Source organism: Croceicoccus marinus (assembly GCF_001661675.2).
GTDB classification, from domain to species: Bacteria; Pseudomonadota; Alphaproteobacteria; order Sphingomonadales; family Sphingomonadaceae; genus Croceicoccus; species Croceicoccus marinus.
Genome location: NZ_CP019602.1, coordinates 1706268 through 1727585, shown reverse-complemented (window position 1 = coordinate 1727585; position 21318 = coordinate 1706268). Strand labels below are relative to the sequence as shown.

The window sequence follows — 21318 nt, the reverse complement described above, 5'->3', positions numbered from 1 at the left end:
CGCTTGTTCTGTTCTGCTGTGCGCCTAGTCTATGGCGCGCCAGCCGAAAGGAGCAAGCGTGGCGAAGGACGGAATGGCCGAATTCGATCTGCTGATCGTCGGCGGCGGGATCAACGGCGCGGGGATCGCCCGCGATGCGGCGGGCAGGGGCCTGCGGGTGCTGCTGGTCGAGCAGGACGATCTGGCGAACTACACATCCTCTTCATCCACCAAGCTGATCCACGGCGGGCTGCGCTATCTCGAATATGGCGAGATCGCTTTGGTGCGCGAATCCCTGATCGAGCGTGAGCGCCTGCTGGCCATGGCGCCGCATATCATCTGGCCGCTGCGCTTCGTGCTGCCGCAGTCGCAATCGCCGCGGCCCGCCTGGATGGTGCGCGCGGGGCTGTTTCTCTACGATCATATCGGCGGGCGGCGGAAACTGCCGGGGACCGGCACGATCGATCTGTCGTCAGATCCGATGGGCGAAGGGCTGAAGGATGGCGGCAAGGCCTTCGTCTATTCCGACTGCTGGGTGGAGGACAGCCGCCTCACCGTGCTGAACGCGATGGACGCCGCGCTGAGCGGCGCTGATATCCGCACGCGAACCCGGCTTGTCGCCGCGCGAGAGGAGGAGGGGCGGTGGGCCGCGACGCTTGAGGACGAACGGGGGACGAGCGAGGTGCGTGCGGCCATGCTCGTCAATGCGGCCGGTCCTTGGGTGGACGACATATTGCGCAAGCTGGGCCGCGCCAGGAACGATCGCGGCGTGCGGCTGGTGAAGGGCAGCCATATCGTGGTCCCGCGCCTGTATGACGGCGATCACGCCTTCATGTTGCAGAACCCCGACCGCCGGATCGTGTTCGCCATTCCCTATGAGCACGATTACACGCTGATCGGCACCACCGACCAGCCGTGGGAAGGCCCCCCGGGCAGGGCCGGGATCAGCGAGGAGGAAACGCATTATCTGTGCGACACCGCGAACCGCTATTTCGGCCGCTCGATAGCGCCCGAAGACGTAAGGTGGAGCTATGCGGGTATCCGGCCGCTGTATGACGATCATGCGGCTGATGCCTCGGCAGTGACGCGCGATTACGTGCTGGATCTCGACGCGGGGGGCGAGAGGGATGAGCGCAAGGGACGCGCGCCGATGCTGTCGATCTTTGGCGGGAAGATAACGACCTATCGCAGGCTTGCCGAACATGCGCTGCAACAGATTGCCCCTTTCTTTCCCCGAATGGGCCGGGCGTGGACCGCCGGGATCACGCTGCCCGGCGGCGAGATGGCTGGCGGCGATTTCCACGCATTCCTTGGCGGTCTGATCAGTCGTTTTCCCGGCTTTCCGCGCCCATTCCTGCACCGGCTTGCGCGCGCCTATGGTACAAGGGCGGAACTGGTACTGGGCGAGGCGGCATCTATTGCCGCGCTGGGTGAAGACTTTGGCGGAACCCTCTCCCGGCGCGAGGTCGACTATCTGGTCGAACACGAATGGGCGCGGACGGCGGAGGATATTCTGTGGCGGCGCTCCAAGATCGGATTGCATGCGGATGAGGGCGTTGCGGAACGGATCGGGTCCTATCTTTCTGGTAGGCGCAGCGGCAATGGCAATGGCTGAGTGCCGCCCTGCGCCCGCACCTGTGCCAAATGATGGAGCGCGCGGCGGCGCGGGCGGTTAAGCAGTTTCAGCCACACGCAGGATGCCGAGTCGAAACGGGGTCCGATCACGCATCCTGCATGGCGGAAAGGACAGCGGGATCATGCATAGTTACCGCCTGAAACTTGCCGACGACGGGATCGGCATCGAGAAATTCATCGAATTCGACGGTATGGACGCCAGTTCGGCGCTCTCGGTCCTCAACAACGAGATGGCGGGGCGCCGGGCGGAGTTGTGGACGGGCGAGCGGCTTGTCTGCACGCTGGAGCGTGACGGCGACGGCACCGGGTTCTGGTGCATCAACCCGTCCCTGGCGCGCCGCTGACTGCCCCGACAGCGCTGCGCTGGGGCCTGGGTTCGCTGCGAAGCCGGGCCGTCGCGCTTGCCGCTGCGGCTGCCAGCCCCTAGATGGTGGGGATGGCAGGAGAAATTCTCGACAACGAGGGGCGCGGGGAAGCTGGCTGGAGCTGGCCGCCGGTCCATCCCGAAGGGCGCAAGTACGGCCTGATCGCCGGCGTCGTCGCGCTGTTTTTCCTGCTCGTCCTCGATTGGGAAATCGTGGGCTGGCCACTGCTGGTGCTGACGTTCGGCGTGTTTGCATTCTTCCGCGATCCCAGGCGGATCGTGCCTCAGGATCCGGACGCGATCGTTTCGCCAGCGGACGGGTTGATCACCCTGATCCGCAAGGTTCCGCCGCCGCTGGAACTGCAGATGGATGACGGTTCGGGCTCGGCAGGTCTGGGCACGGACGAAGTCATCCGCATTTCGATCTTCATGAGCGTGTTCGACGTCCACATCAATCGCGCTCCGGTTTCCGGCACTCTGCGGCGGCTGGTCTATATACCCGGCAAGTTCGTCAACGCCGACCTCGACAAGGCGAGCGAGGACAACGAGCGGCAGCATCTGCTGATGGAGCGCGAGGATGGCGTTCTGGTCGGCTTCACGCAGATCGCGGGTCTGGTCGCGCGGCGCATCGTTCCGTTCGTGAAGCCCGGCGACATGCTGGCGGCGGGCCAGCGCGTCGGCCTGATCCGGTTCGGCAGCCGCGTCGACATCTATCTGCCCGCGGGCACCGAGCCTGCGGTTGTTCTGGGCCAGAAGGCTATCGCAGGCGAAACGGTTCTTGCCCGTATCGGGCAGACCCGGCTGATTGAAGGAATTGCGCTGTAATGAGCGACGGAATTGAAAACGGTAGATCCGTCGATGATCCGCGGAACGCCGACGGCGATATCGGGCCCCGGATCACGCATGGCGAGCGCCCGGTGCCGCGCCGCAGTTCCAAGGGGCTGTCCATGCGGGCCGTCACCCCCAACGCCATTACCGCCGCTGCGCTGTGCCTTGGCCTGACGGGTATCCGCTTTGCCATCGATGGCAATTGGAGCATGTCGGTGCTGGCGGTGCTGACCGCAGGCGCGCTCGACGGGATAGACGGACGCATCGCGCGGCTGCTGAAGGCGCAGAGCCGGTTCGGAGCCGAGCTGGACAGCCTGGCCGATTCCTTGTCCTTCGGCGTTGCGCCGGCCCTGATCCTGTTTCTATGGTCCCTGCAGGACCTGCCGCGGATCGGCTGGTTCGCCTCGCTTGCTTTGGCGCTGTGCTGCATGCTGCGTCTTGCCCGCTTCAACGCGCAGATCGATGAGGAGGACCAGCCGCACAAGTCGGCCGGTTTCCTGACGGGCGTTCCCGCACCGATCGGCGGCGGTCTGGCGTTCCTGCCGCTCTATCTGTGGATGGCGACGGACGAGGCGTTGTTCCGCGACCCCGTGCTGGTCGCGATCTGGGTCGTGCTGATCGCGTTCCTTATGATCTCGAACCTGGCGACGCTTAGCTGGACATCCTTCAAGCCCGGCCGCTCGGTTCGGATCGAGCTGATCGCTTTCGTCGGCCTTCTGGGCGCCGCGTTGCTGCTGGAGCCGTGGCTGACACTGGTCGCGGTATCGGTCGTGTATATCGCGCTGCTACCCTATGGCTGGTGGCGCTATCGCAGTGTCAGGCGGCGGCGGGAAGATGCTCGCACGACCTTGGCCTGATCGCAGCGGCCCGTCGCGGCAGTTCGACGATCTCTGCCCCGGCGGTAGTGCGTCGCGGTTCGCGGCGTTCCGTGGGACTATGCTCCACGGATGACAGCACCGGTTGCTCGGCGATCTGCCGGAACATGTTTGCCATGTCCTGCAACATCGACCGTATGGCGAACACGCAGCCAAGGGCGAAGGCGGCAAATGCCAGCACTGGCGCGATTGCGAAAAATTCGGCCATGATATACGATCCCCTTTTGTTCCATATACGGCAATATCGATGGTCGATCTGCCGAACGATTAGGCATTGATACGTAATTGACTACGTAACGGTATGTTCACTATTTGTTCCGAGCTGTCAAGCGTTGATCCCAAGGTGGCCCGACCTCCCATTCTGTCCCGGGGGCTTTTCACGGGGGCCGAATACCGCTAAGGGCGCGCCGTTCGCATGATTCCATGTCCGGATTCCCCGGACCGGCCGTGCGGGCAAATCCACATGGAAGGCACACATCAACCGGTGCCGCGGGAAGCATGTCTTTCCGGGTCATCCGCCTTCCAGAGGTCAAACCGGAAAGGAAACGATTATGGCGTCCACTGGCGTCACCATGCAGCAATTGATCGAGGCCGGCGCACACTTCGGCCACCAGACCCACCGCTGGAACCCGCGGATGAAGCCGTATATCTTCGGCGCCCGCAACGGTGTTCACATCATCGACCTGTCGCAGACCGTGCCGCTGTTCCAGCGCGCGCTCGACTTCGTGTCGTCCACCGCGCAGGCGGGTGGCAAGGTGCTGTTCGTCGGCACCAAGAGGCAGGCTCAGGACCCGATCCGCGAAGCCGCGCTGGCATCGGGCCAGTATTTCGTCAACCACCGCTGGCTGGGCGGCATGCTGACCAACTGGCAGACCGTGTCGAAATCGATCAAGAAGCTGAAGACCATCGAGGAACAGCTGTCGGGCGACGTTTCGGGCCTGACCAAGAAGGAAATCCTCGACATGACCCGCAAGCGCGACAAGCTTGAGATGTCGCTGGGCGGCATTCGCGACATGGGCGGCATTCCGGACGTGATGTTCGTGATCGACGCCAATGTCGAGGAACTGGCCATCAAGGAAGCCAACGTCCTTGGCATCCCCGTCGTCGCCGTGCTCGACACCAATGTCGATCCCTCGGGCATCTCGTTCCCGATCCCGGGTAACGACGACGCGGCCCGCGCCGTGCGCCTGTACTGCGACGCCATTGCCGGGGCGGCTCGCCGCGGTGGCCAGAAGGGCGTGGCGGATTCCGGTGTCGATATCGGCGCCATGGAAGAGCCGGTTGCGGAAGAAGTCGCCGGCTGATCCGGTCTTGGACGCGGCGCATGACCTTGCCGTCATGCCCGCGTCACCGAAGGCTGCTTGAGAAGCGGCCTTTACGGAAAATTTCTGCCCGGCCGGTCTGCGCATCGCGCGCCTGCCGGGCATCACATCTGAAAAAGGACATGAGCGATGGCTTACACCGCCGCTGACGTGAAAGCCCTGCGCGAGAAGAGCGGCGCAGGCATGATGGATTGCAAGAAGGCGCTGGAAGAAACGAACGGCGACATGGAAGCCGCCGTCGATTTCCTGCGCGCCAAGGGTCTTGCCGCCGCCGCCAAGAAGTCCAGCCGCACCGCGGCCGAGGGCCTGGTTGGCGTGGCCGTCGAAGGCACCAAGGGCGTTGCGGTCGAGGTGAACTCGGAAACCGACTTCGTCGCCAAGAACGAGCAGTTCCAGGACTTCGTCCGCACTGCGACGCAGGTTGCCCTGAATGTCGATGGTGACGATGTCGATGCGCTTAAGGGTGCTTCCTATCCCGGCGGCACCACCGTCGGCGACAAGCTTACCGACAATGTCGCCACCATCGGCGAGAACCAGCAGATCCGCCGCATCAAGTTGGTCGCGGTCAGCGAAGGCGTGGTCGTGCCCTACATGCACAACGCCGCCGCGCCGAACCTGGGCAAGATCGGCGTGCTGGTCGCGCTGGAAAGCTCGGCTCCGGCTGAGAAGCTGGAAGAGCTGGGCCGCCAGCTGGCCATGCACATCGCCGCGGCGTTCCCGCAGGCGCTGACCGCCGAAGGCCTCGACGCCGAGGTGATCGAGCGTGAGCGCGCCATCGCCCGCGACAAGGCTGCCGAGAGCGGCAAGCCCGAGAACGTGCAGGAAAAGATGGTCGAAGGCGCCGTGGCGAAATACGCCAAGGAGAACGCCCTGCTGTCGCAGATCTTCGTGATGGACAACAAGACTCCGATCCAGCAGGTCGTCGACCAGGCCGGCAAGGATGCGGGCGCCAAGATCGTGCTGAAGGACTATGTCCGCTTCCAGCTCGGCGAAGGCATCGAGAAGGAAGAGAGTGACTTCGCAGCTGAAGTCGCCGCTGCCGTCGGGGGCTGATCGTTCAGCCTTTCACGCTGGTGAAATCGGGAAGGGCCGGTGGAGCATATGCTTCATCGGCCCTTTTCCATTGGTCCATCGCCCCGGCCGCCATTCTGTCGGAGTAACAGGCCTGTCTGCCGCTAAGGGATATCGCCTACATCACAAGAGCTAATACTGGCGCAAACGACTAATGGAAATGGAATAAGTCCCGGAATGCTGGCAGGGGCCAGACCCGCCGGGCTGGTCGATCAGGTCTGTGCCGCCGAGAGGATCTGTTTTGTCAGTACCTGCAAATGTCGGGCTTTATCGGGACGCGCATCTTACCGGCAAGGCGGGGTCATCCTTGCCCGCCGCCGGATCGCAGCGCCGACAGAGGCTTGAATTCATCGATCTGCTGCGGGCCATGGCGATCATCATCGTCGTGGCCACCCATATGCGCGACCCGTTTCCGCCGAGCGGGTTGATCAAGTCCGAGCCTTTCGGACTGCTGTTCCGGCATATCAACCTGATCTTCATCTTCGTATCGGGCTTCCTGTTCCAGTATCTGCTGGGGCGGTTCAGCTATGGGTCCTATCTCAGGACAAAGCTGCGCAATGTGGGGCTCCCTTATCTGGTCATGTCGCTGCCTGCGCTGGCGATCTATCTGGCGGGGCTGAAGGAGCCTGCCCCCCATGTCAGCGCCGCTGCCGAGTATGGCGCGCTGGCCCAGCTTGGCGCGATGCTGGCGACGGGTTCCCATCTGGCACCTTTCTGGTTCATCCCGATGATGGCGATTTTCTATTTGGCCGCGCCGGTCCTGGCGCGGATGGACAGGGTCCCGGTTTTCTACTGGTTGATACTGCCCTTGCTGGCGGTTTCGATGGTGGTCGGACGGTCGGCGGCGGATGACAACCCGTTCCAGAACTTCCTGTTCTATCTGCCCGTCTACCTGATCGGCATGGTGATGTCGCATTTCGCCGGCCGGCTGACGGCGGTGCCGGTGCTGGGCTGGCTGGCGATGATGCTGTGCATTTTCCTGCCCTTCTGGGGACCCGCTGCCGGGGCCCCGTTTCATGACAATTTCCTGTTCGTGACCAAGATCGCCTTCTGCATCGGGCTGACGGGCATGCTTGCGCTTCATGTCCGGCAAACGCCGCGCTGGCTGCGCTATGTCGGTGACATCAGCTTCGGCATCTTCTTCGTGCATTATTACGCGATCGCGCTGGTGTCGCAGCTGGTCGAACGGCAGTTCTTCGGCGGCCGCCTTGCGGGCATCACGCTCTATTTGCTGAGCACGGCGGTGGTCTTCGGGCTGTCGGTCCTGGCGGTGGCGGTGATCAGGCGCCTGTCCGGCACGCACAGCCGCCAGATCGTCGGCGCATGACCGCCGGGGGGGCGATGCGCCGGCTTGGGTGCCGGGCCGTGCCATTGCTGCAGTCTTGGGCATAAGATGCAGGGCTGGCAGATATAGCCACTGCCTTACCGGTGACCGGTTGATTGAGCGGAGCCACGCCGCCCTAACGCAACCGTGAGTTCACAAGACCTGATCGGGTAACGCATCATCCCGAATAAGCCCAACAGCGCACTTGGCTTTCGCGCCGGTCGGTTTTAAGGCCTCTTCCACTCCTTCACCGTCCGCGCAGAGACTTGTCCTTCATGCCCCTTCCGCAGTTCAAACGCATCCTCCTGAAGCTTTCGGGCGAAGTCCTGATGGGCGACCAGCCCTTTGGCATCGACACCGATTACGTCGCCAAGCTGGCGCAGGAGGTGAAGGCGGCGAAGGAAACCGGACTGGAAATCTGCCTGGTCATCGGCGGCGGCAACATCTTTCGCGGCATGGCGGGCGCGGCCAAGGGGATGGACCGCGCGCAGGCCGACTACATGGGCATGCTGGCCACGGTGATGAACGCGCTGGCGATGCAAAGCGCGCTGGAACAGATCGGCGTGGAAACGCGCGTGCAGTCCGCCGTGCAGATGGACCAGGTGTGCGAACCGGTGATCCGCCGCCGCGCCGAACGCCACATGGAAAAGGGCCGCATCGTGATATTCGCCGCGGGCGTGGGCGCGCCCTATTTCACCACCGACAGCGGCGCGGCGCTGCGCGCGGCGGAAATGAGATGCGACGCGCTGTTCAAGGGCACCAGCGTCGACGGCGTCTATAACGCCGATCCCAAGAAGGATCCGTCGGCGGTGCGTTACGAAACCGTGGGTTACGACCGGGTGCTGGCCGACAACCTGAAAGTGATGGACGCCAGCGCCGTGGCCTTGTGCCGCGACAACGACATACCCATCGTCGTGTTCTCGATCCGCGAGCGGGGCAATCTGGCCCGCGTGCTGGCGGGCGAGGGGACGCAGACCGTGGTGGGCGCCGGCGACTGAATTTCCGGGACCTGATTTTTACCGGGCCGAATTTTTATTGGGCCGAATTTTTATCGGGCGTGTGGCCCGCTTGATGTGAACCGAGAGGAACTGACCATGGCCAAATTCGACAAGGCCGATCTGGAACGCCGCATGGCCGGCGCCGTGGAAGCGCTGAAGAGCGACCTGGCGGGTCTGCGTACCGGGCGCGCCAATACCTCGCTGCTCGATCCCGTGGTGGTCGAGGTCTATGGCGCGATGATGCCGCTGAACCAGGTGGCGACCGTGTCCGCGCCCGAACCGCGCATGCTGTCGGTCCAGGTGTGGGACCGTTCGAACATGACCGCGGTGGAAAAGGGCATCGCGCATGCCGGGCTGGGCCTGAACCCGTCGATCGACGGCCAGACATTGCGCCTGCCGATCCCCGACCTGACCGAGGAGCGCCGCAAGGAGCTGGCCAAGCTGGCCGGCAAATATGCCGAGGCCGCCAAGATCGCGATCCGCAACGTGCGCCGCGACGGCATGGAAGCGCTGAAGGAAGACGAGAAGAAGAAGGAAATCTCGGAAGACGACCGCAAGCGGTCCGAGGACGAGGTCCAGAAGCTGACCGACAAATACGTGGCCGAGACCGACAAGGCGGCCGAGGCGAAGGAAAAGGAAATCCTGAGCCAGTGAACGTGCCTGCGCCTTCGGTTTCCATCGCGAAAGGCGGCGGCACCCATGGCGCCGGGCCGCGCCATGTCGCCATCATCATGGATGGCAACGGGCGGTGGGCCAAGAAGCGCCTGCTCCCCCGCGCGATGGGGCACCGCAAGGGCGTGGAGGCGGTGCGAAAGCTGGTCCGCTCGCTGCGCGGCACGGGAATCGACGCCCTGACCCTGTACGCCTTCAGTTCCGAGAACTGGAAGCGGACCGAGGAGGAGATTGCCGACCTTACCACGCTGATGAAGCATTTCATCCGCTCTGACCTGGGCGAGATGATCGAGAACGGGGTGAAGCTGCGCATCATCGGCGACCATTCCGCGTTCGATCCCGAGGCGGTGGCGCTGATCGACGATGCGCTGGCGCGCACCGCGCATAATACCGGCACGGTGCTGACCGTGGCGCTGAACTATGGCGCGCAGCAGGAAATCGCGCGCGCCGCGGCGGCCGCGGCGCAGGCGGGCGTGGTGACGGTGGACACGATTTCGGCCCATCTCGACACCGCGGACCTGCCGCCGCTCGACCTGCTGATCCGCACCAGCGGAGAGATCCGGCTGTCGAACTTCCTGCTGTGGCAGGCGGCCTATGCCGAGCTGTATTTCACCGACGTGCTGTGGCCCGATTTCACGCCCGAGCATTTCCAGGAAGCGGTCGCCAGTTTCGGCGCCCGCGAAAGGCGTTATGGCGGGCGCTGAACCCGATATGCTGTCCCGGCGCAAGCGCGACCGGCTGAAGCGCGCGATGCGCGTGCCGCTGGCGATCCGCACGTCGGATTTGCCCAAGCGCGCGGCCTCTGCCGCGGTGATGCTGGCGGTCGTGGCGCTGGCGTTCTGGGTCGGCGGCTGGGCGGTGACGGTGCTGATCGTGGCGGTCGCCGCGGCTTGCCTGTGGGAATGGCAGCGCATGGTCCGCACGCGCTCGCTCTCGACATTCGCCAAGGCGATCTGGTTCGCGGGCGGGGTGCTGTATATCGGGCTGGCGGCATGGCTGCTGCTGGAACTGCCGCTCGACGCGCTTCCGGTGATCATCGGGGTAGTGATCTTTACCGACAGTTGCGCCTATTTCGCGGGACGCACGTTCGGCGGGCCCAAGATTGCGCCGCGCATCAGCCCGTCGAAGACCTGGGCGGGGCTGCTGGGGGGCATGCTGGGCGCGGCGCTGTTCCTGTGGATCATCATGGCGGTGCTGATCGCGGCTGATGGCGAGACCGGGCAGGGCGTGGGCGAGCTGCTGCTGGCGCCGATGTCGCCGGTCTATGCTGCGGCGGGCGCGGTGCTGGCGGTGGCGGCGCAGGCGGGCGATTTCTTCGAAAGCTGGATGAAACGCAAGGCGGCGATGAAGGATTCGTCGAACCTGATCCCCGGCCATGGCGGCGTGTTCGACCGGATCGACGGGCTGCTGCCCGTGGCCATTCTGGTCGGGCTGAGCTTCATGAATTTCCTGTGATGCGCACGATTTCCCTTCTGGGGGCGACCGGCTCCATCGGCGCGTCGACGCTGGACCTGGTGCGCCGCCATCCGGCGGATTGGCGCGTCGTCGCGCTGTCGGCCAATTGCAGCGCGCGCGAACTGGCGGTGCTGGCGCGCGAGTTCCGGGCCGAGATCGCGGTGGTCGCGGACGAAGGTTGCCTGCCCGAACTGCGCGAGGCGCTGGCTGGCAGCGGGATCGAGGCGGCGGGCGGAGAGCGCGCTTTGGTCGAGGCGGCGTCGCGGCCTGTCGATCTGTTCGTCGCCGCCATCGTCGGCTGCGCGGGGCTTGCCCCCACCATGGCGGCGATCGAGCAGGGCGGCACCATCGCGCTGGCCAACAAGGAAGCGCTGGTGTCGGCGGGCGAGGTGATGACCGCTGCCGTGCGGCGTCACGGCGCGACCCTGCTGCCCGTGGATTCCGAGCATAATGCGATCTTCCAGTGCCTTGCGGGCGGGCGGTTGTCCGACGTTCGCTGGATCACGCTGACCGCCAGCGGCGGGCCGTTCCGCGATGCCACCATGGCAGAGCTGGAAGCGGCTACCCCGGCGCAGGCGGTCAAGCATCCGAACTGGTCGATGGGCGCGAAGATCAGCGTCGATTCGGCGACCATGATGAACAAGGGGCTTGAATTCATCGAGGCCTATCATCTGTTCCCCGTCGGGCTGGAGCGGCTGCGGATCATCGTCCACCCGCAGTCGATCGTGCACTCCATGGTCGAATATCGCGACGGTTCGACATTGGCGCAGCTGGGTCCGTCGGACATGCGCGTGCCGATCGCCAGCGCGCTGGCCTGGCCCGCGCGGATGGACACGCCCTGCGATCCGCTGGACCTGGCGGCCATCGGCACGCTGGAATTCCGCGCTCCGGACGAGACGCGCTTCCCCGCCACCCGCCTGGCGCGCGAGGCGGCGGCGCATGGCGGGGCCGCGCCCGCGGTGCTGAACGCCGCGAACGAGATCGCGGTCGCCGCCTTCCTGTCCGGTCAGATCGGGTTCACCCGGATTGCGGCAATGGCCGAGGACATGCTGGGGCAAGGAACGCTGCCGCCGCCGCCCTCCACGCTCGACGAGGTCCTTCTGGTCGACTGCGAGGCGCGGACAAGGGCGCGGGCGCTGCTGCAGGCGGTCTGAGCAATATTGTACCTAGGCACCGGCGAACGGGCGGGTTAACAAAGGCAACTAATGTTCGAGAATCCTTCCATTCTCACGGCTGTCATCGGCTTCCTTCTCGTGCTCGCCCCGCTGGTCGTGGTGCACGAGCTGGGGCATTATCTCGTCGGGCGCTGGTTCGGCGTGAAGGCAGAGGCGTTCTCGGTCGGCTTCGGCAAGGAAATCACTGGCTTCACCGACAGGCGCGGCACGCGCTGGAAGCTGTCGGCGCTGCCGCTGGGCGGGTACGTCCAGTTCGCGGGCGACATGAACCCCGCCAGCCAACCGTCTGAAGAATGGCTGGAATTGCCCGAGGAAGAGCGCAATCGCACCTTCCAGTCCAAGTCGCTGGGCGCGCGCGCGCTGATCGTGGCGGCTGGGCCGGTCACCAATCTGCTGGTCGCCATCCTGATCATCGCCGGCTTCACCCTGGCCTTCGGCAAGCTGGTCGCCGATCCGGTGGTCGGCGGTTTCGTCGAGGATTCGCCCGCGCTGGCCGCGGGGATGGAGCCAGGCGACCGCATCATCCGGGTCGACGGTTCGCCGGTGCAGACCTTCGACGAGGTGCGCGACAGCGTGCTTCCCTATCCGGGCGAGCCGCTGACCGTGGCGGTGCTGCGGGGCGGGGAGGAGCGCGAGTTCACCTTTAACATCGATTCCCACATCGAGCGCGACCGTTTCGGCAATGAATTCCGCCTGGGCCGCATCGGCGTGATGGCCACCGAAGGCCGCGCCGTGCCTGTCGGCCCGTTCGAGGCGGTGTGGGAAGGGACCAAGACGACCGGGCAATTGCTGCACCTGACCACCGTCGGGCTGTGGCAGATCATCACCGGCCGCCGCCCCGTCAGCGAGCTTGGCGGACCGATCAAGATCGCCAAATATTCGGGCGAACAGCTGATCTCGGGATGGTATGCGTTCATCTCTTTCATCGCGATGATCTCAATTAACTTGGCATTCATTAACCTCCTGCCAATTCCGGCGCTCGACGGCGGGCATCTCGCCTTTTACGCGGCGGAAGCTGTCCGTCGGAAACCGATATCCGCAAAGGGCCAGGAATGGGCTTTCCGCACCGGAATGGCGCTCGTGCTGACCTTGATGGTCTTTGTCACGATCCTAGACATCAGTTCTCTCAACATCTTCAGCTGATCGTTTCACAAGCGGTAACGATCGCGCCGCGCGTCGCGTGCCGCGCGATGCGAAATGTCGTTCGTCGGGGGATCGCGGATAAGCAGGGGCTTTCGCTTGATCGCCGGGGCGGCATCGGGCAGATGGCCCGCATTCGGAATCCCGGCCATGCGAAGACCGGGCGCCGAAGCACGAAATTTTCGGATGGAGCCGCGATGCCAGGCGGGATCATCCGGTCGGGCGGGGCGGCGGCGCCCGGTGGGGCGGGGACCCAACCCGCAGGTGCGGTAGCGCCGCGAAGTGTCAGGATCGAGTATTTAGCATGAAGAGACGGGATGGATCGCCGATGGGATCAGCGGCAGGCATGAACACATCCACGGTCCGGTGGGCCGGGGCCGGCATGCTGGGCGCCTTGCTCGCCTCCACCGCGCTGAGCGTGCCGGTGTTCGCGCAGGACACTGCCGGTGCCCCGCAGGACACTGCCGGTGCCTCGCAGGACCATCAGCAGGCCGCGGCGCAGGAGGCCGGTCAGCAGCAAACTGGGCCTTCGCTCGCGCCCGGTGCGCAGGCCCAGCAGGCGCCCGCGGGCAATACCATCAGCACCATCTCGGTATCGGGCGCGCAGCGGCTCGAGCCGCAGACGATCCTGTCCTATATCCAGCTGCGTCCCGGCCAGGAATATTCGCAGGCCGCCGCCGACCAGGCGCTCAAGGACCTCTATGCCACCGAGCTGTTCGGCGATGTCCGCATTTCCGAGGAAAACGGCCGCGTTCTGATCGAGGTGACCGAGAACCCGATCATCAACCGCATCATCCTCGAGGGCAACAAGCGGCTCAAGAACGACAAGATCCTGCCCGAGATCAAGCTGGCCCCGCGCCAGATCTATACCCGTTCCAAGGTCCGCGCCGACGTCAATCGCATCATCGAGCTGTACAAGAGGCAGGGCCGCTTCGCCGCTTCGGTGGAGCCCAAGGCGGTGCAGCTGGACCAGAACCGCGTCGACATCGTGTTCGAGATCAGCGAGGGGCCCAAGTCCAAGGTCCGCCAGATCAACATCATCGGGAACGAGGAGTTCTCCGACGGAGAGCTGCGCGGCGAGATGCTGACCAAGCAGACCGGCTTCCTGTCGTTCCTGACCGGCAATACCAGCTATGACCCGGACAAGCTGGCGTTCGACCAGCAGAAATTGCGCCAGTTCTACCTGACCAACGGCTATGTCGATTTCCGCGTCGTGTCCGCCGTGGCCGAGCTTACGCCCGACAAGGAAGACTTCATCATCACCTATGTGGTGGAAGAGGGCGAGCGCTACAAATACGGCGACGTGTCGGTCGAAAGCCAGCTGCGCGACTTCAATTCCGACGTGCTGACCCGCCAGCTGACGATGAAGGAAGGCGACTGGTACAACGCCCAGCAGGTCGAGGACACGATCGAAGGCCTGTCCGAGACGATCGGCGCGTTCGGCTATGCGTTCGCCTCGGTCGATCCGCAGTACGACCGCGATCCCGAAGCGCGCACGATGGACGTCACCTTCGTCATCAACCAGGCGCCGCGCACCTATGTCGAGAAGATCGAGATCAACGGCAACACGCTGACGCAGGACAAGGTGATCCGCCGCGAGTTCCGACTGGCCGAGGGTGACGCGTTCAACTCGCTGCAAGTGCGCCGTTCGACCAACCGCATCAACTCGCTGGGTTTCTTCCAGGAGAACTTCGAGATCGCGCAGGAGCCGGGCAGCGCCGACGACCGCATCAACCTGATCGCCAATGTCGAGGAGAACCCGACCGGCGAACTGCAGCTGTCGGCCGGTTTCTCCAGCCTGGAAAGCTTCATCCTGCAGGGTTCGATCCGCGAGCGGAACTTCCGCGGGCGCGGGCAGACCGTGGGCCTGTCCCTCAACTATTCGCGCTATTCGAAATCGGCGCAGGTCAGCTTTACCGAGCCTTATGTGTTCGACCGCAACATCTCGTTCGGGGCGGACATCTATCGGCGCGACTTCAACAGCTTCAACTATTTCAACAACGACCGGAACAACACCTACGAGAATTCGACGACCGGATTCTCGCTGCGCGCCGGTACGCCGCTTAGCGAATACATGACCGTGATCGGCCGCTATACGCTGAATTTCGAGGATGTGACGCTGGGCGACCAGTATTTCGCCGACATCGACGGCGACGGGGTGCAGGAATGTAATCCGCTGGTCGCAGGGCGCTATCTGTGCGACGCGCTGGGCAAGCGGACCAGTTCGATCCTGGGCGCGTCGCTGGTGTGGGACAACCTCAACAACCGCATCCGGCCCAGCCGCGGGCAGCGGGTGGTCGGCAATGTCGATTTCGCCGGGCTTGGCGGCAATGTGAAATATCTGCGCGGCCGCCTTAACGCCGCGAAATACTGGAACCTGGGGTCAAGCTTCATCTTCTCGGTCCAGGGCGAGGGCGGCTATATCCATGCGCTGGAAGACAATAACCAGCCCTTCACCGACGACGTACGCCTGACCGACCGCTTTTTCCTGGGCCAGCCGCAGATGCGCGGGTTCGACATTCGCGGCGTGGGTCCGCGCGTTCTGCGCAAGGGCGTGGTAGACGGGGTGGTCAGCGAGGATCGCAACAACTGGACCGACGACGCGCTGGGCGGCCGGGCCTATTACCTGGGCCGGGCCGAGATGGAGATCCCGCTCGGTTCCGGCGCGCGCGAAATGGGCCTGCGCCCGTCGGTGTTCGTCGATGTCGGCGCCGTCTGGGGTCTGACCGATCCCGATGTGAACGACATCTATTACCAAGTGAACTCGCGCAACGAAGAAGGGGTTCCGACCGGCTTCTCCTATGTCACCAACCCGGTTGCCCCCGACGGCACCGCCAACGAGCTTGTCTTCGTCGAGGAATATGTCGGCGACAGCCCCAAGCCGCGTGTCGCGGTCGGCGTCGGCGTCAACTGGAACTCACCGTTCGGTCCGCTGCGGATCGACCTTTCGCGGGTGCTCGTCAAGGTCGATGGCGACGATCCCAAGACCTTCAATTTCAATGTAGGAACGCAATTCTGATGAAACTCATTGCTCCAAAGGCGGCGCTTGCCGCACTCGCTTTCGGTATCGCTCCGGTTTCGATGATCGCGCTGTCGGCTCCGGCCGCGGCGCAGGTCGTGCCCGGTATCGGCATTGCCAACCCCGACGCGATCGTCGCCGCTTCCAGCGCGTTCCAGACCGCCGAGCAGCAGCGCCAGACCACCTACAAGGCGCAGATCGACCAGGCCGAGGCGCGCCGTGCCGCCATCGCGGCGCAGCTCGACCCGCTCTACACCAAGCTGGAAGCGGATTCGCAGGCTGCCAGCCCCAATCGCCAGGCGCTGCAGCAGCAGGCCGCCCAGATCCAGCAGATCGAGCAGTCCGGCCAGAACGAGATCAACCGCCTGCTGCAGCCGGTCGCCATGTCGCGCGCCTATGTGGTCGAGCAGATTTCGGACCAGCTGAACGCGGCGATGGATGCCGCCAAGGCGCACCGCAACATTACTCTGGTGCTGTCCCCCGGCGGCGTGATTTCGGCCGACCAGGCCTATAATCTGAACCAGGACGTGGTGACCGAGCTTAATCGCCTGATCCCTTCGGCGCAGCTGGTTCCGCCCGCTGGCTGGATGCCGCGTGCCCAGCGCGAGGCGGCCGCCCAGCAGCAGGCCGTGCAGGCCCAGCAGCCCGCCCCGGCACCCGCCACCACCGGCCGCTGAACCGACAGGACCGAGAGACTGGCATGAGCGAGACTCCTTCCACGCCGAGCGCGCTTTCGATCCCGCGCATTCTTGAACTGTTGCCGCATCGCTATCCGATGCTGCTGGTGGACCGGGTGGTGTCGCTGGATCCCGAGACGGGCATCCACGCGGTGAAGGCGGTCTCGTTCAACGAGGATTTCTTCCAGGGCCATTTCCCCGGCCGCCCGGTCATGCCGGGGGTGCTGCAGATCGAGGCGCTGGCGCAGGCGGCGGGTCTTCTCGCGGTCGAGGCGCTGGGCCTCGCGGGAACGGGCAAGCTGGTCTATTTCCTTGCCATCGACAACGCCAAGTTCCGCAAGATGGTCGAGCCGGGTCACTTGCTGGACCTGAAGGTGGAATTCCTGCAGCGGCGCGCGCGCATCTGCAAGTTCAAGGGCGAAGCGTCGATCGACGGCGAGGTGACCTGCGATGTCGAGTTCACCGCGATGATCGAGAAATAGGCGCGGCGCCGCTTGCCAAGCCGGGCGCGCGGCGTTATGCGCGCGCCTTTGCTGAAACCCCGAGTGTCCGGTCGGAACCGGATACAGCACCCGGAGAATAATGCCATGAAGGCCGATACCCACCCCGACTACCACATGATCAAGGTGCAGATGACCGACGGCACCGTGTTCGAGACTCGCTCGACCTGGGGCAAGGAGGGGGAAACCCTTGCGCTCGAGATCGATCCGACCTCGCACCCGGCCTGGACCGGCGGCACCAAGCAGCTTCAGGAAGGCGGCCGCGTGGCGCGCTTCAACAAGAAGTTCGGCGGCCTCACTCTCAAGAAGTAAGTGGCAACAGGCAAGTGGGATCCGGACGAAGCCGGTCCCGCTTGCCAGTAGCTCACAAACGAAAGGCGGCTCTTTCGAGCCGCCTTTTGCGTTTTTGCCGGATATGATGCCTGCGCTGAGCGCCGCCCCGGGCGATCACGTACCTATGCAATCACGTACCTATGCAATCACGTATCTAGGCGATCACGTAAGCGACGCCGCCGATGATGGCTGCCCACAGTCCCGCGGCGATCGGCAGTCCGATGGCAAGGCCGCGGAAAGTCCCGATGCCGTCCGGCAGATGCTCGTCAGCCGCCTTGACCGCCGGTCTGGCCGGCAGGGTGATGATGTCGGGTGCGGAGACCGCGACATCGGGTTCGGCCGTATCGACAATATCGACCGTTTCCCTTTTGTTCAGATCTAGAACGAAGCCTTCCATGCGCTTCCTCCCCCCGGCCTTGTCTGCGGCCAAGTCCCTTCGACTTGCCTTACCCCCAATATCGTGGGGCAAGGATGCGAAGAAAACCTTGGCAGAATACCTAGGGGATATCACCTAATCGCGCATCGCGATTCTTGGCGCCGTACCGAAACGGCGCAATTGCGCGAAATGGCGGCGTTCATTGCCGGTAAGGCAATTCTCGATACCATTTTGTAATAACGTACTTTAGCCCCTTGCGGACCTTCATCGCGTGGTGGAGCGTGGCGGCATTGGGCGAACCGTCGGCCCGGCGGTTGTTCCAGCAAAGCAGTCGCCCCGCTTCGGGTTGGAACATCTTGTTCGCCACCTTGAAGCGAGTCGCGCCCCCAGCGTCAGGCGTGTTCAGATAGACCATGAAGGTCCAGGTCCGGTTACCGCCCCGCTGGCAATTGGCATCATAGTCGCGGCCGTTCGGCTCGAAATAATCGGTGTGCGCCTTGAATTCCTGCCCCACCTCATAGCGCTGGCCCTGCAGCGGTTCGCCGAACACCGGGTCGATGCCCGACAGCGCCTGCAGCCGTTCCTCCAGCTTCATCACCACCGGGTCGGTCTCGTCGAAATGGCAGGTCTCGCTGGTGCGGAAATAGTCGTCGCCATTGCTGTCGGTGATGGTGGAGGGCTGGCGATTGGCATCGATCAGCTCCATCAGCCGCAGCCGCTCGTCCTCGGGCATGAAGTCGCGCAGGGTGAACAGTTCCAGCTTGGGCGTGGGGACGCGCTGGATATTGCGCGTGGCGCGCAGCCGCTCGGCGACGGTTGCTTCCTGTTGAAGTGCTTCGGTGGCCATGGCCGATTGCCATAATCGCGGCGCGGCGGCCTGCAAAGGGGGAATGGCGGTGAACCGGCTGGCGGGTATCGGAATGACAGGCATCGGGGTGACAGGCATCGGGCCGATCAGGGACGGCGCCTATTTGCCTTGCTCCTGCAACATGGCGCGCGCATAGGCTCTGCCGCGATGGGCAGGTACAGCGATTCCGGATCGGATGCGGCGGATCGGGCGCGAGCGAATGGATTCAGCCTGATCGAACTGCTGGTCGCGCTGTTCGTGCTGGCGCTGCTGGCCAGCGTGGCGGTGCTGGCGCTGCCCGACAGCGGCGGAGACCTGCGCCGCAGCGCCGAAAGCTTTGCCGCCCGCGCGGGCGCGGCGCGGGACGAGGCGATCGTGACCGCGCGGCCGACGTCAGTCGTGGTCGGTCAGGCGGGCTATTATTTCGAGACTCGCGGCGAAGGCGGATGGCAGCCGCCCGATGCGCGCAGCCTGCAGGGCGGCGACTGGCCGTCGGACACGGTGGTAACGCACGAAGGGGCCGGGGTTGGGGCCGGGGCCGGTCAGGCGGGAGCGGGCAACCGGCGCATCGTGTTCGACAGCCTGGGCCTGGCCAGCGAGGACGCGCGCATAAGCCTGAGCCGCGAGGCGCATAGCGCGACCGTCACCATCGCGCGCAACGGCGACATCAGGACGGAAGCAGGGCAATGAACCGCCGCAACGGCTTCACCCTGATCGAGATGCTGGTGGCGCTGGCGATCTTCGCGCTGGCGGCGCTGGCGCTGCTGCGGATGGAGGGGGCCTCGATCTCGCGTACCGCAGACCTCGACCGGCGACTGGTGGTCGAGGTGACCGCCCGCAACCTTGCTGCTGAGTGGCTGAGCGATCCGGTCCCGCCCGCCCTGGGCGAAGACAGCGGCGTGGTCGAGAATGCGGGCCGGCGCTTTGCATGGAGCCGCCGCGTCGATGCGCCCGAGGCGTTTCCCGGCACGATCCGCATCCTGATGGCGGTGCGCGAAGTCGGCCAGCCATCGGGCGGCGTCAGCTTCGAACTGATCAGGACCGCACCGCGATGAGCGCCCCGCCCGGACGCAACGGTTTCACGCTGGTCGAGATGCTGGTGGCGCTGATCATCTTCGCGATCATCGCCGCGGGCGCGCTGGGCCTGCTGCGCTTTTCGGTCGATGCCGAGATGGCCAGCCGCGAGAAGACCGGCGAGATCGCCGCCGAGCGCCGCCTGATCGCGGTATGGAGCGCCGACATGGCGCAGGCCTCTCCCCGCCCCGCGCGCGGCATGGGGGGCGAGCCCGAACCGGCGCTGCTGGCCGGGGACAACGGCGATCTTGTCGCAGTCACGCGAAGCGGCTGGGACAATCCCTCGGGCGAGTTGCGCGCCTCGCTGCAGCGGGTGGTCTGGCGGATGGAGGGCAACAGGCTGGTCCGCATCGGCCTTCCGCGCGTCGACGGCGCGGTACGGCCCGAACCCAGCGTGATGGCCGAGCTGGCCGGTACGCCCGGCCTGCGCTTTCGCATGGCGGGCGGCAACTGGGTGGGCGCGTGGCGGCCCGAGGATCCCGCCGAACTGCCCGCCGCGGTCGAGCTGAGCCTGCCGCAGCCGGACGGCGCGGTGCTGCGCGTGGTGACGCTGGTCGGATCCGGCCCCGCGCCCGACGAGGAGGAGGAGGAGCAGTGACCGAAGCGGCGGCGCGCAAGGACTGGTTCGCCAGCCAGGGCAGGGGCGCGGCACTGCTGTCGGTGCTGGTGCTGGTGGCGCTGATGTCGATCATCGCGACGCTGATGCTCGACCGGCTGAACCTGGCCACGCGGCTGGCGTCGAACAGCCAGGCGATGGCGCAGGCGCAGCTTTATGCCGCCAGCGCCGAGCAGATCACCGCCGCGCGTCTGACGCAGCTGGTCGGCGCGGACGAGGAGAAGACCGTCGACCGCATCGGGCTGCTGGGCCGCGAGCAGGCGATGCCGCTGGCGCGCGGCAGCGTGGCGGTGACCGTGACCGATGCGCAGAACTGCTTCAACGTGAACTCGCTGGGCGCGGGTGCGGACGGTGAAGGCAGGCGCTTTGACCGGCGCGCGCAGGGGCAGTTCCTGCGGCTGATGGAAGGGCTGGCGATCCCGGCGAACGAAGCGGTGGTGATCGCCGATTCGGTGGGGGACTGGACCGACCGCGACCAGTCGCCCCAGCCCAACGGGGCGGAGGACGATTATTACCTCTCGCTGCCGGTGCCTTATCGCACGCCGGGCCGCGCGATCGGCGAATTGTCGGAACTGCGGGCGGTTCGCGGCATGACCGAGCCGATCTATCGCCGCCTGCTGCCCTGGGTCTGCGCCCTGCCCACGGGCGGGGATGCCCTGGTCAACGTCAACACATTGCGCCCCGACCAGGCGCGACTGATTTCGGCGATGACGGCGGGCAGCCTCAGCGTCGACCGCGCGCGGGCCTTCATCGCCTCGCGCCCGGCCGGCGGTTGGAGCTCGGTCTCGGGCGCGGTGGGGCAAATGGCGCGCGGCGACGATTCGGTGTTCGGCCCCGCGGCGCTTAGCCAGATGTCGGTCCGGAGCGAGCTGTTCGCCGCGCGCATCGCGGTAAGGGTGGATTCGGTGCTGCTGGAGGAAACCGCGCTGATCGACGTGAGCGACCCTCCGGGGCGGGTGGTGGCGCGTTCCTGGGGCGCGGGGCAGTAATTCCATGTGAGTCGCGGCGAATCTGCCGCCCGCAGGCAGGACCGCAAAT

24 protein-coding genes are annotated in these 21318 nt (G+C 65.2%); 21 read left to right on the top strand and 3 right to left on the bottom strand.

Going from position 1 to position 21318, the window contains the following annotated elements; all coding sequences use genetic code 11:
• Positions 1-31 precede the first annotated feature (31 nt).
• The 4 genes from A9D14_RS08165 to pssA all read left to right on the top strand — a co-directional run bounded on the left by A9D14_RS08165 (position 32) and on the right by pssA (position 3663).
• On the top strand, positions 32-1594 hold the full coding sequence (locus tag A9D14_RS08165; RefSeq protein ID WP_415877328.1) for a glycerol-3-phosphate dehydrogenase: 1563 nt from the start codon (positions 32-34) through the stop codon (positions 1592-1594).
• 142 nt (positions 1595-1736) lie between these two features.
• A complete protein-coding gene (locus A9D14_RS08160; RefSeq protein ID WP_066845106.1) occupies positions 1737-1958 on the top strand; it encodes a hypothetical protein in 222 nt (73 codons plus the stop codon).
• 92 nt (positions 1959-2050) lie between these two features.
• Positions 2051-2803 carry a phosphatidylserine decarboxylase gene (locus A9D14_RS08155; RefSeq protein ID WP_066845104.1) on the top strand — a complete coding sequence of 251 codons (753 nt, stop codon included), beginning with the start codon at positions 2051-2053 and terminating at the stop codon, positions 2801-2803.
• A complete protein-coding gene (gene pssA / locus A9D14_RS08150; protein ID WP_066845102.1) occupies positions 2803-3663 on the top strand; it encodes a CDP-diacylglycerol--serine O-phosphatidyltransferase in 861 nt (286 codons plus the stop codon). Before A9D14_RS08155 ends, pssA begins: the two co-directional genes overlap by 1 nt.
• Here the strand turns inward: pssA and A9D14_RS08145 are convergent.
• The gene (locus A9D14_RS08145; protein WP_066845100.1) at positions 3623-3889 is read right to left on the bottom strand and encodes a hypothetical protein; all 267 of its coding nucleotides are present in this window, start codon (positions 3887-3889) and stop codon (positions 3623-3625) included. The genes pssA and A9D14_RS08145 overlap by 41 nt on opposite strands.
• 343 nt (positions 3890-4232) lie before the next feature.
• On the opposite strand from A9D14_RS08145, the gene rpsB reads away from it, so the two are divergent.
• From rpsB to rpmE, 13 genes are all read left to right on the top strand, one after another.
• Positions 4233-4985: a 30S ribosomal protein S2 gene (rpsB, locus tag A9D14_RS08140; protein WP_066845097.1), complete on the top strand. Its 753-nt coding sequence runs from the start codon at positions 4233-4235 to the stop codon at positions 4983-4985.
• A 147-nt stretch (positions 4986-5132) separates the two neighbouring features.
• The gene (gene tsf / locus A9D14_RS08135) at positions 5133-6056 is read left to right on the top strand and encodes a translation elongation factor Ts (protein WP_066845094.1); all 924 of its coding nucleotides are present in this window, start codon (positions 5133-5135) and stop codon (positions 6054-6056) included.
• Between the two features lie 259 nt (positions 6057-6315).
• Positions 6316-7401: an acyltransferase gene (locus A9D14_RS08130; protein WP_157668174.1), complete on the top strand. Its 1086-nt coding sequence runs from the start codon at positions 6316-6318 to the stop codon at positions 7399-7401.
• Between the two features lie 272 nt (positions 7402-7673).
• Positions 7674-8396, top strand: coding sequence for a UMP kinase (gene pyrH / locus A9D14_RS08125; protein ID WP_066845088.1), 723 nt, complete (start codon positions 7674-7676; stop codon positions 8394-8396).
• Between the two features lie 96 nt (positions 8397-8492).
• Positions 8493-9050 carry a ribosome recycling factor gene (gene frr, locus A9D14_RS08120; RefSeq protein ID WP_066845086.1) on the top strand — a complete coding sequence of 186 codons (558 nt, stop codon included), beginning with the start codon at positions 8493-8495 and terminating at the stop codon, positions 9048-9050.
• A 77-nt stretch (positions 9051-9127) separates the two neighbouring features.
• Positions 9128-9772, top strand: coding sequence for a polyprenyl diphosphate synthase (gene uppS, locus A9D14_RS08115; RefSeq protein ID WP_066848623.1), 645 nt, complete (start codon positions 9128-9130; stop codon positions 9770-9772).
• Positions 9759-10523 (top strand): phosphatidate cytidylyltransferase, encoded by a 765-nt coding sequence (locus A9D14_RS08110; protein WP_232468467.1) that lies wholly within the window; start codon positions 9759-9761, stop codon positions 10521-10523. The genes uppS and A9D14_RS08110 overlap by 14 nt, the downstream gene beginning before the upstream one ends.
• The gene (gene dxr / locus A9D14_RS08105) at positions 10523-11677 is read left to right on the top strand and encodes a 1-deoxy-D-xylulose-5-phosphate reductoisomerase (RefSeq protein WP_066845083.1); all 1155 of its coding nucleotides are present in this window, start codon (positions 10523-10525) and stop codon (positions 11675-11677) included. Before A9D14_RS08110 ends, dxr begins: the two co-directional genes overlap by 1 nt.
• A 51-nt stretch (positions 11678-11728) precedes the next feature.
• Positions 11729-12841, top strand: a complete 1113-nt coding sequence (gene rseP, locus A9D14_RS08100) for an RIP metalloprotease RseP (RefSeq protein WP_066845081.1) — start codon at positions 11729-11731, stop codon at positions 12839-12841.
• Between the two features lie 343 nt (positions 12842-13184).
• The gene (gene bamA, locus A9D14_RS08095) at positions 13185-15857 is read left to right on the top strand and encodes an outer membrane protein assembly factor BamA (RefSeq protein ID WP_066845078.1); all 2673 of its coding nucleotides are present in this window, start codon (positions 13185-13187) and stop codon (positions 15855-15857) included.
• A complete protein-coding gene (locus tag A9D14_RS08090) occupies positions 15857-16534 on the top strand; it encodes an OmpH family outer membrane protein (protein WP_066845075.1) in 678 nt (225 codons plus the stop codon). The genes bamA and A9D14_RS08090 overlap by 1 nt, the downstream gene beginning before the upstream one ends.
• A gap of 23 nt (positions 16535-16557) precedes the next feature.
• A complete protein-coding gene (gene fabZ / locus A9D14_RS08085) occupies positions 16558-17016 on the top strand; it encodes a 3-hydroxyacyl-ACP dehydratase FabZ (RefSeq protein WP_066845072.1) in 459 nt (152 codons plus the stop codon).
• A gap of 105 nt (positions 17017-17121) precedes the next feature.
• Positions 17122-17346: a 50S ribosomal protein L31 gene (gene rpmE / locus A9D14_RS08080; protein WP_066845069.1), complete on the top strand. Its 225-nt coding sequence runs from the start codon at positions 17122-17124 to the stop codon at positions 17344-17346.
• A gap of 175 nt (positions 17347-17521) precedes the next feature.
• Here the strand turns inward: rpmE and A9D14_RS08075 are convergent, their stop codons facing one another.
• Both A9D14_RS08075 and A9D14_RS08070 read right to left on the bottom strand, forming a co-directional pair.
• Positions 17522-17764, bottom strand: a complete 243-nt coding sequence (locus A9D14_RS08075; RefSeq protein WP_066845066.1) for a hypothetical protein — start codon at positions 17762-17764, stop codon at positions 17522-17524.
• 178 nt (positions 17765-17942) lie between these two features.
• On the bottom strand, positions 17943-18590 hold the full coding sequence (locus A9D14_RS08070) for a prolyl hydroxylase family protein (RefSeq protein WP_066845064.1): 648 nt from the start codon (positions 18588-18590) through the stop codon (positions 17943-17945).
• Between the two features lie 168 nt (positions 18591-18758).
• Between A9D14_RS08070 and A9D14_RS08065 the strand changes: the two genes are divergently transcribed.
• Genes A9D14_RS08065 through gspK form a run of 4 tightly spaced genes read left to right on the top strand, consistent with a single transcriptional unit; the run spans position 18759 to position 21269 of the window.
• A complete protein-coding gene (locus A9D14_RS08065) occupies positions 18759-19280 on the top strand; it encodes a GspH/FimT family pseudopilin (RefSeq protein WP_066845061.1) in 522 nt (173 codons plus the stop codon).
• The gene (gene gspI / locus A9D14_RS08060) at positions 19277-19645 is read left to right on the top strand and encodes a type II secretion system minor pseudopilin GspI (protein ID WP_066845053.1); all 369 of its coding nucleotides are present in this window, start codon (positions 19277-19279) and stop codon (positions 19643-19645) included. The genes A9D14_RS08065 and gspI overlap by 4 nt, the downstream gene beginning before the upstream one ends.
• A complete protein-coding gene (gene gspJ, locus A9D14_RS08055; RefSeq protein WP_066845050.1) occupies positions 19642-20262 on the top strand; it encodes a type II secretion system minor pseudopilin GspJ in 621 nt (206 codons plus the stop codon). The genes gspI and gspJ overlap by 4 nt, the downstream gene beginning before the upstream one ends.
• Complete coding sequence (gspK, locus tag A9D14_RS08050; RefSeq protein ID WP_066845047.1) at positions 20259-21269, top strand: type II secretion system minor pseudopilin GspK; 1011 nt, start codon at positions 20259-20261, stop codon at positions 21267-21269. Before gspJ ends, gspK begins: the two co-directional genes overlap by 4 nt.
• The last annotated feature ends 49 nt before the right edge of the window (positions 21270-21318 follow it).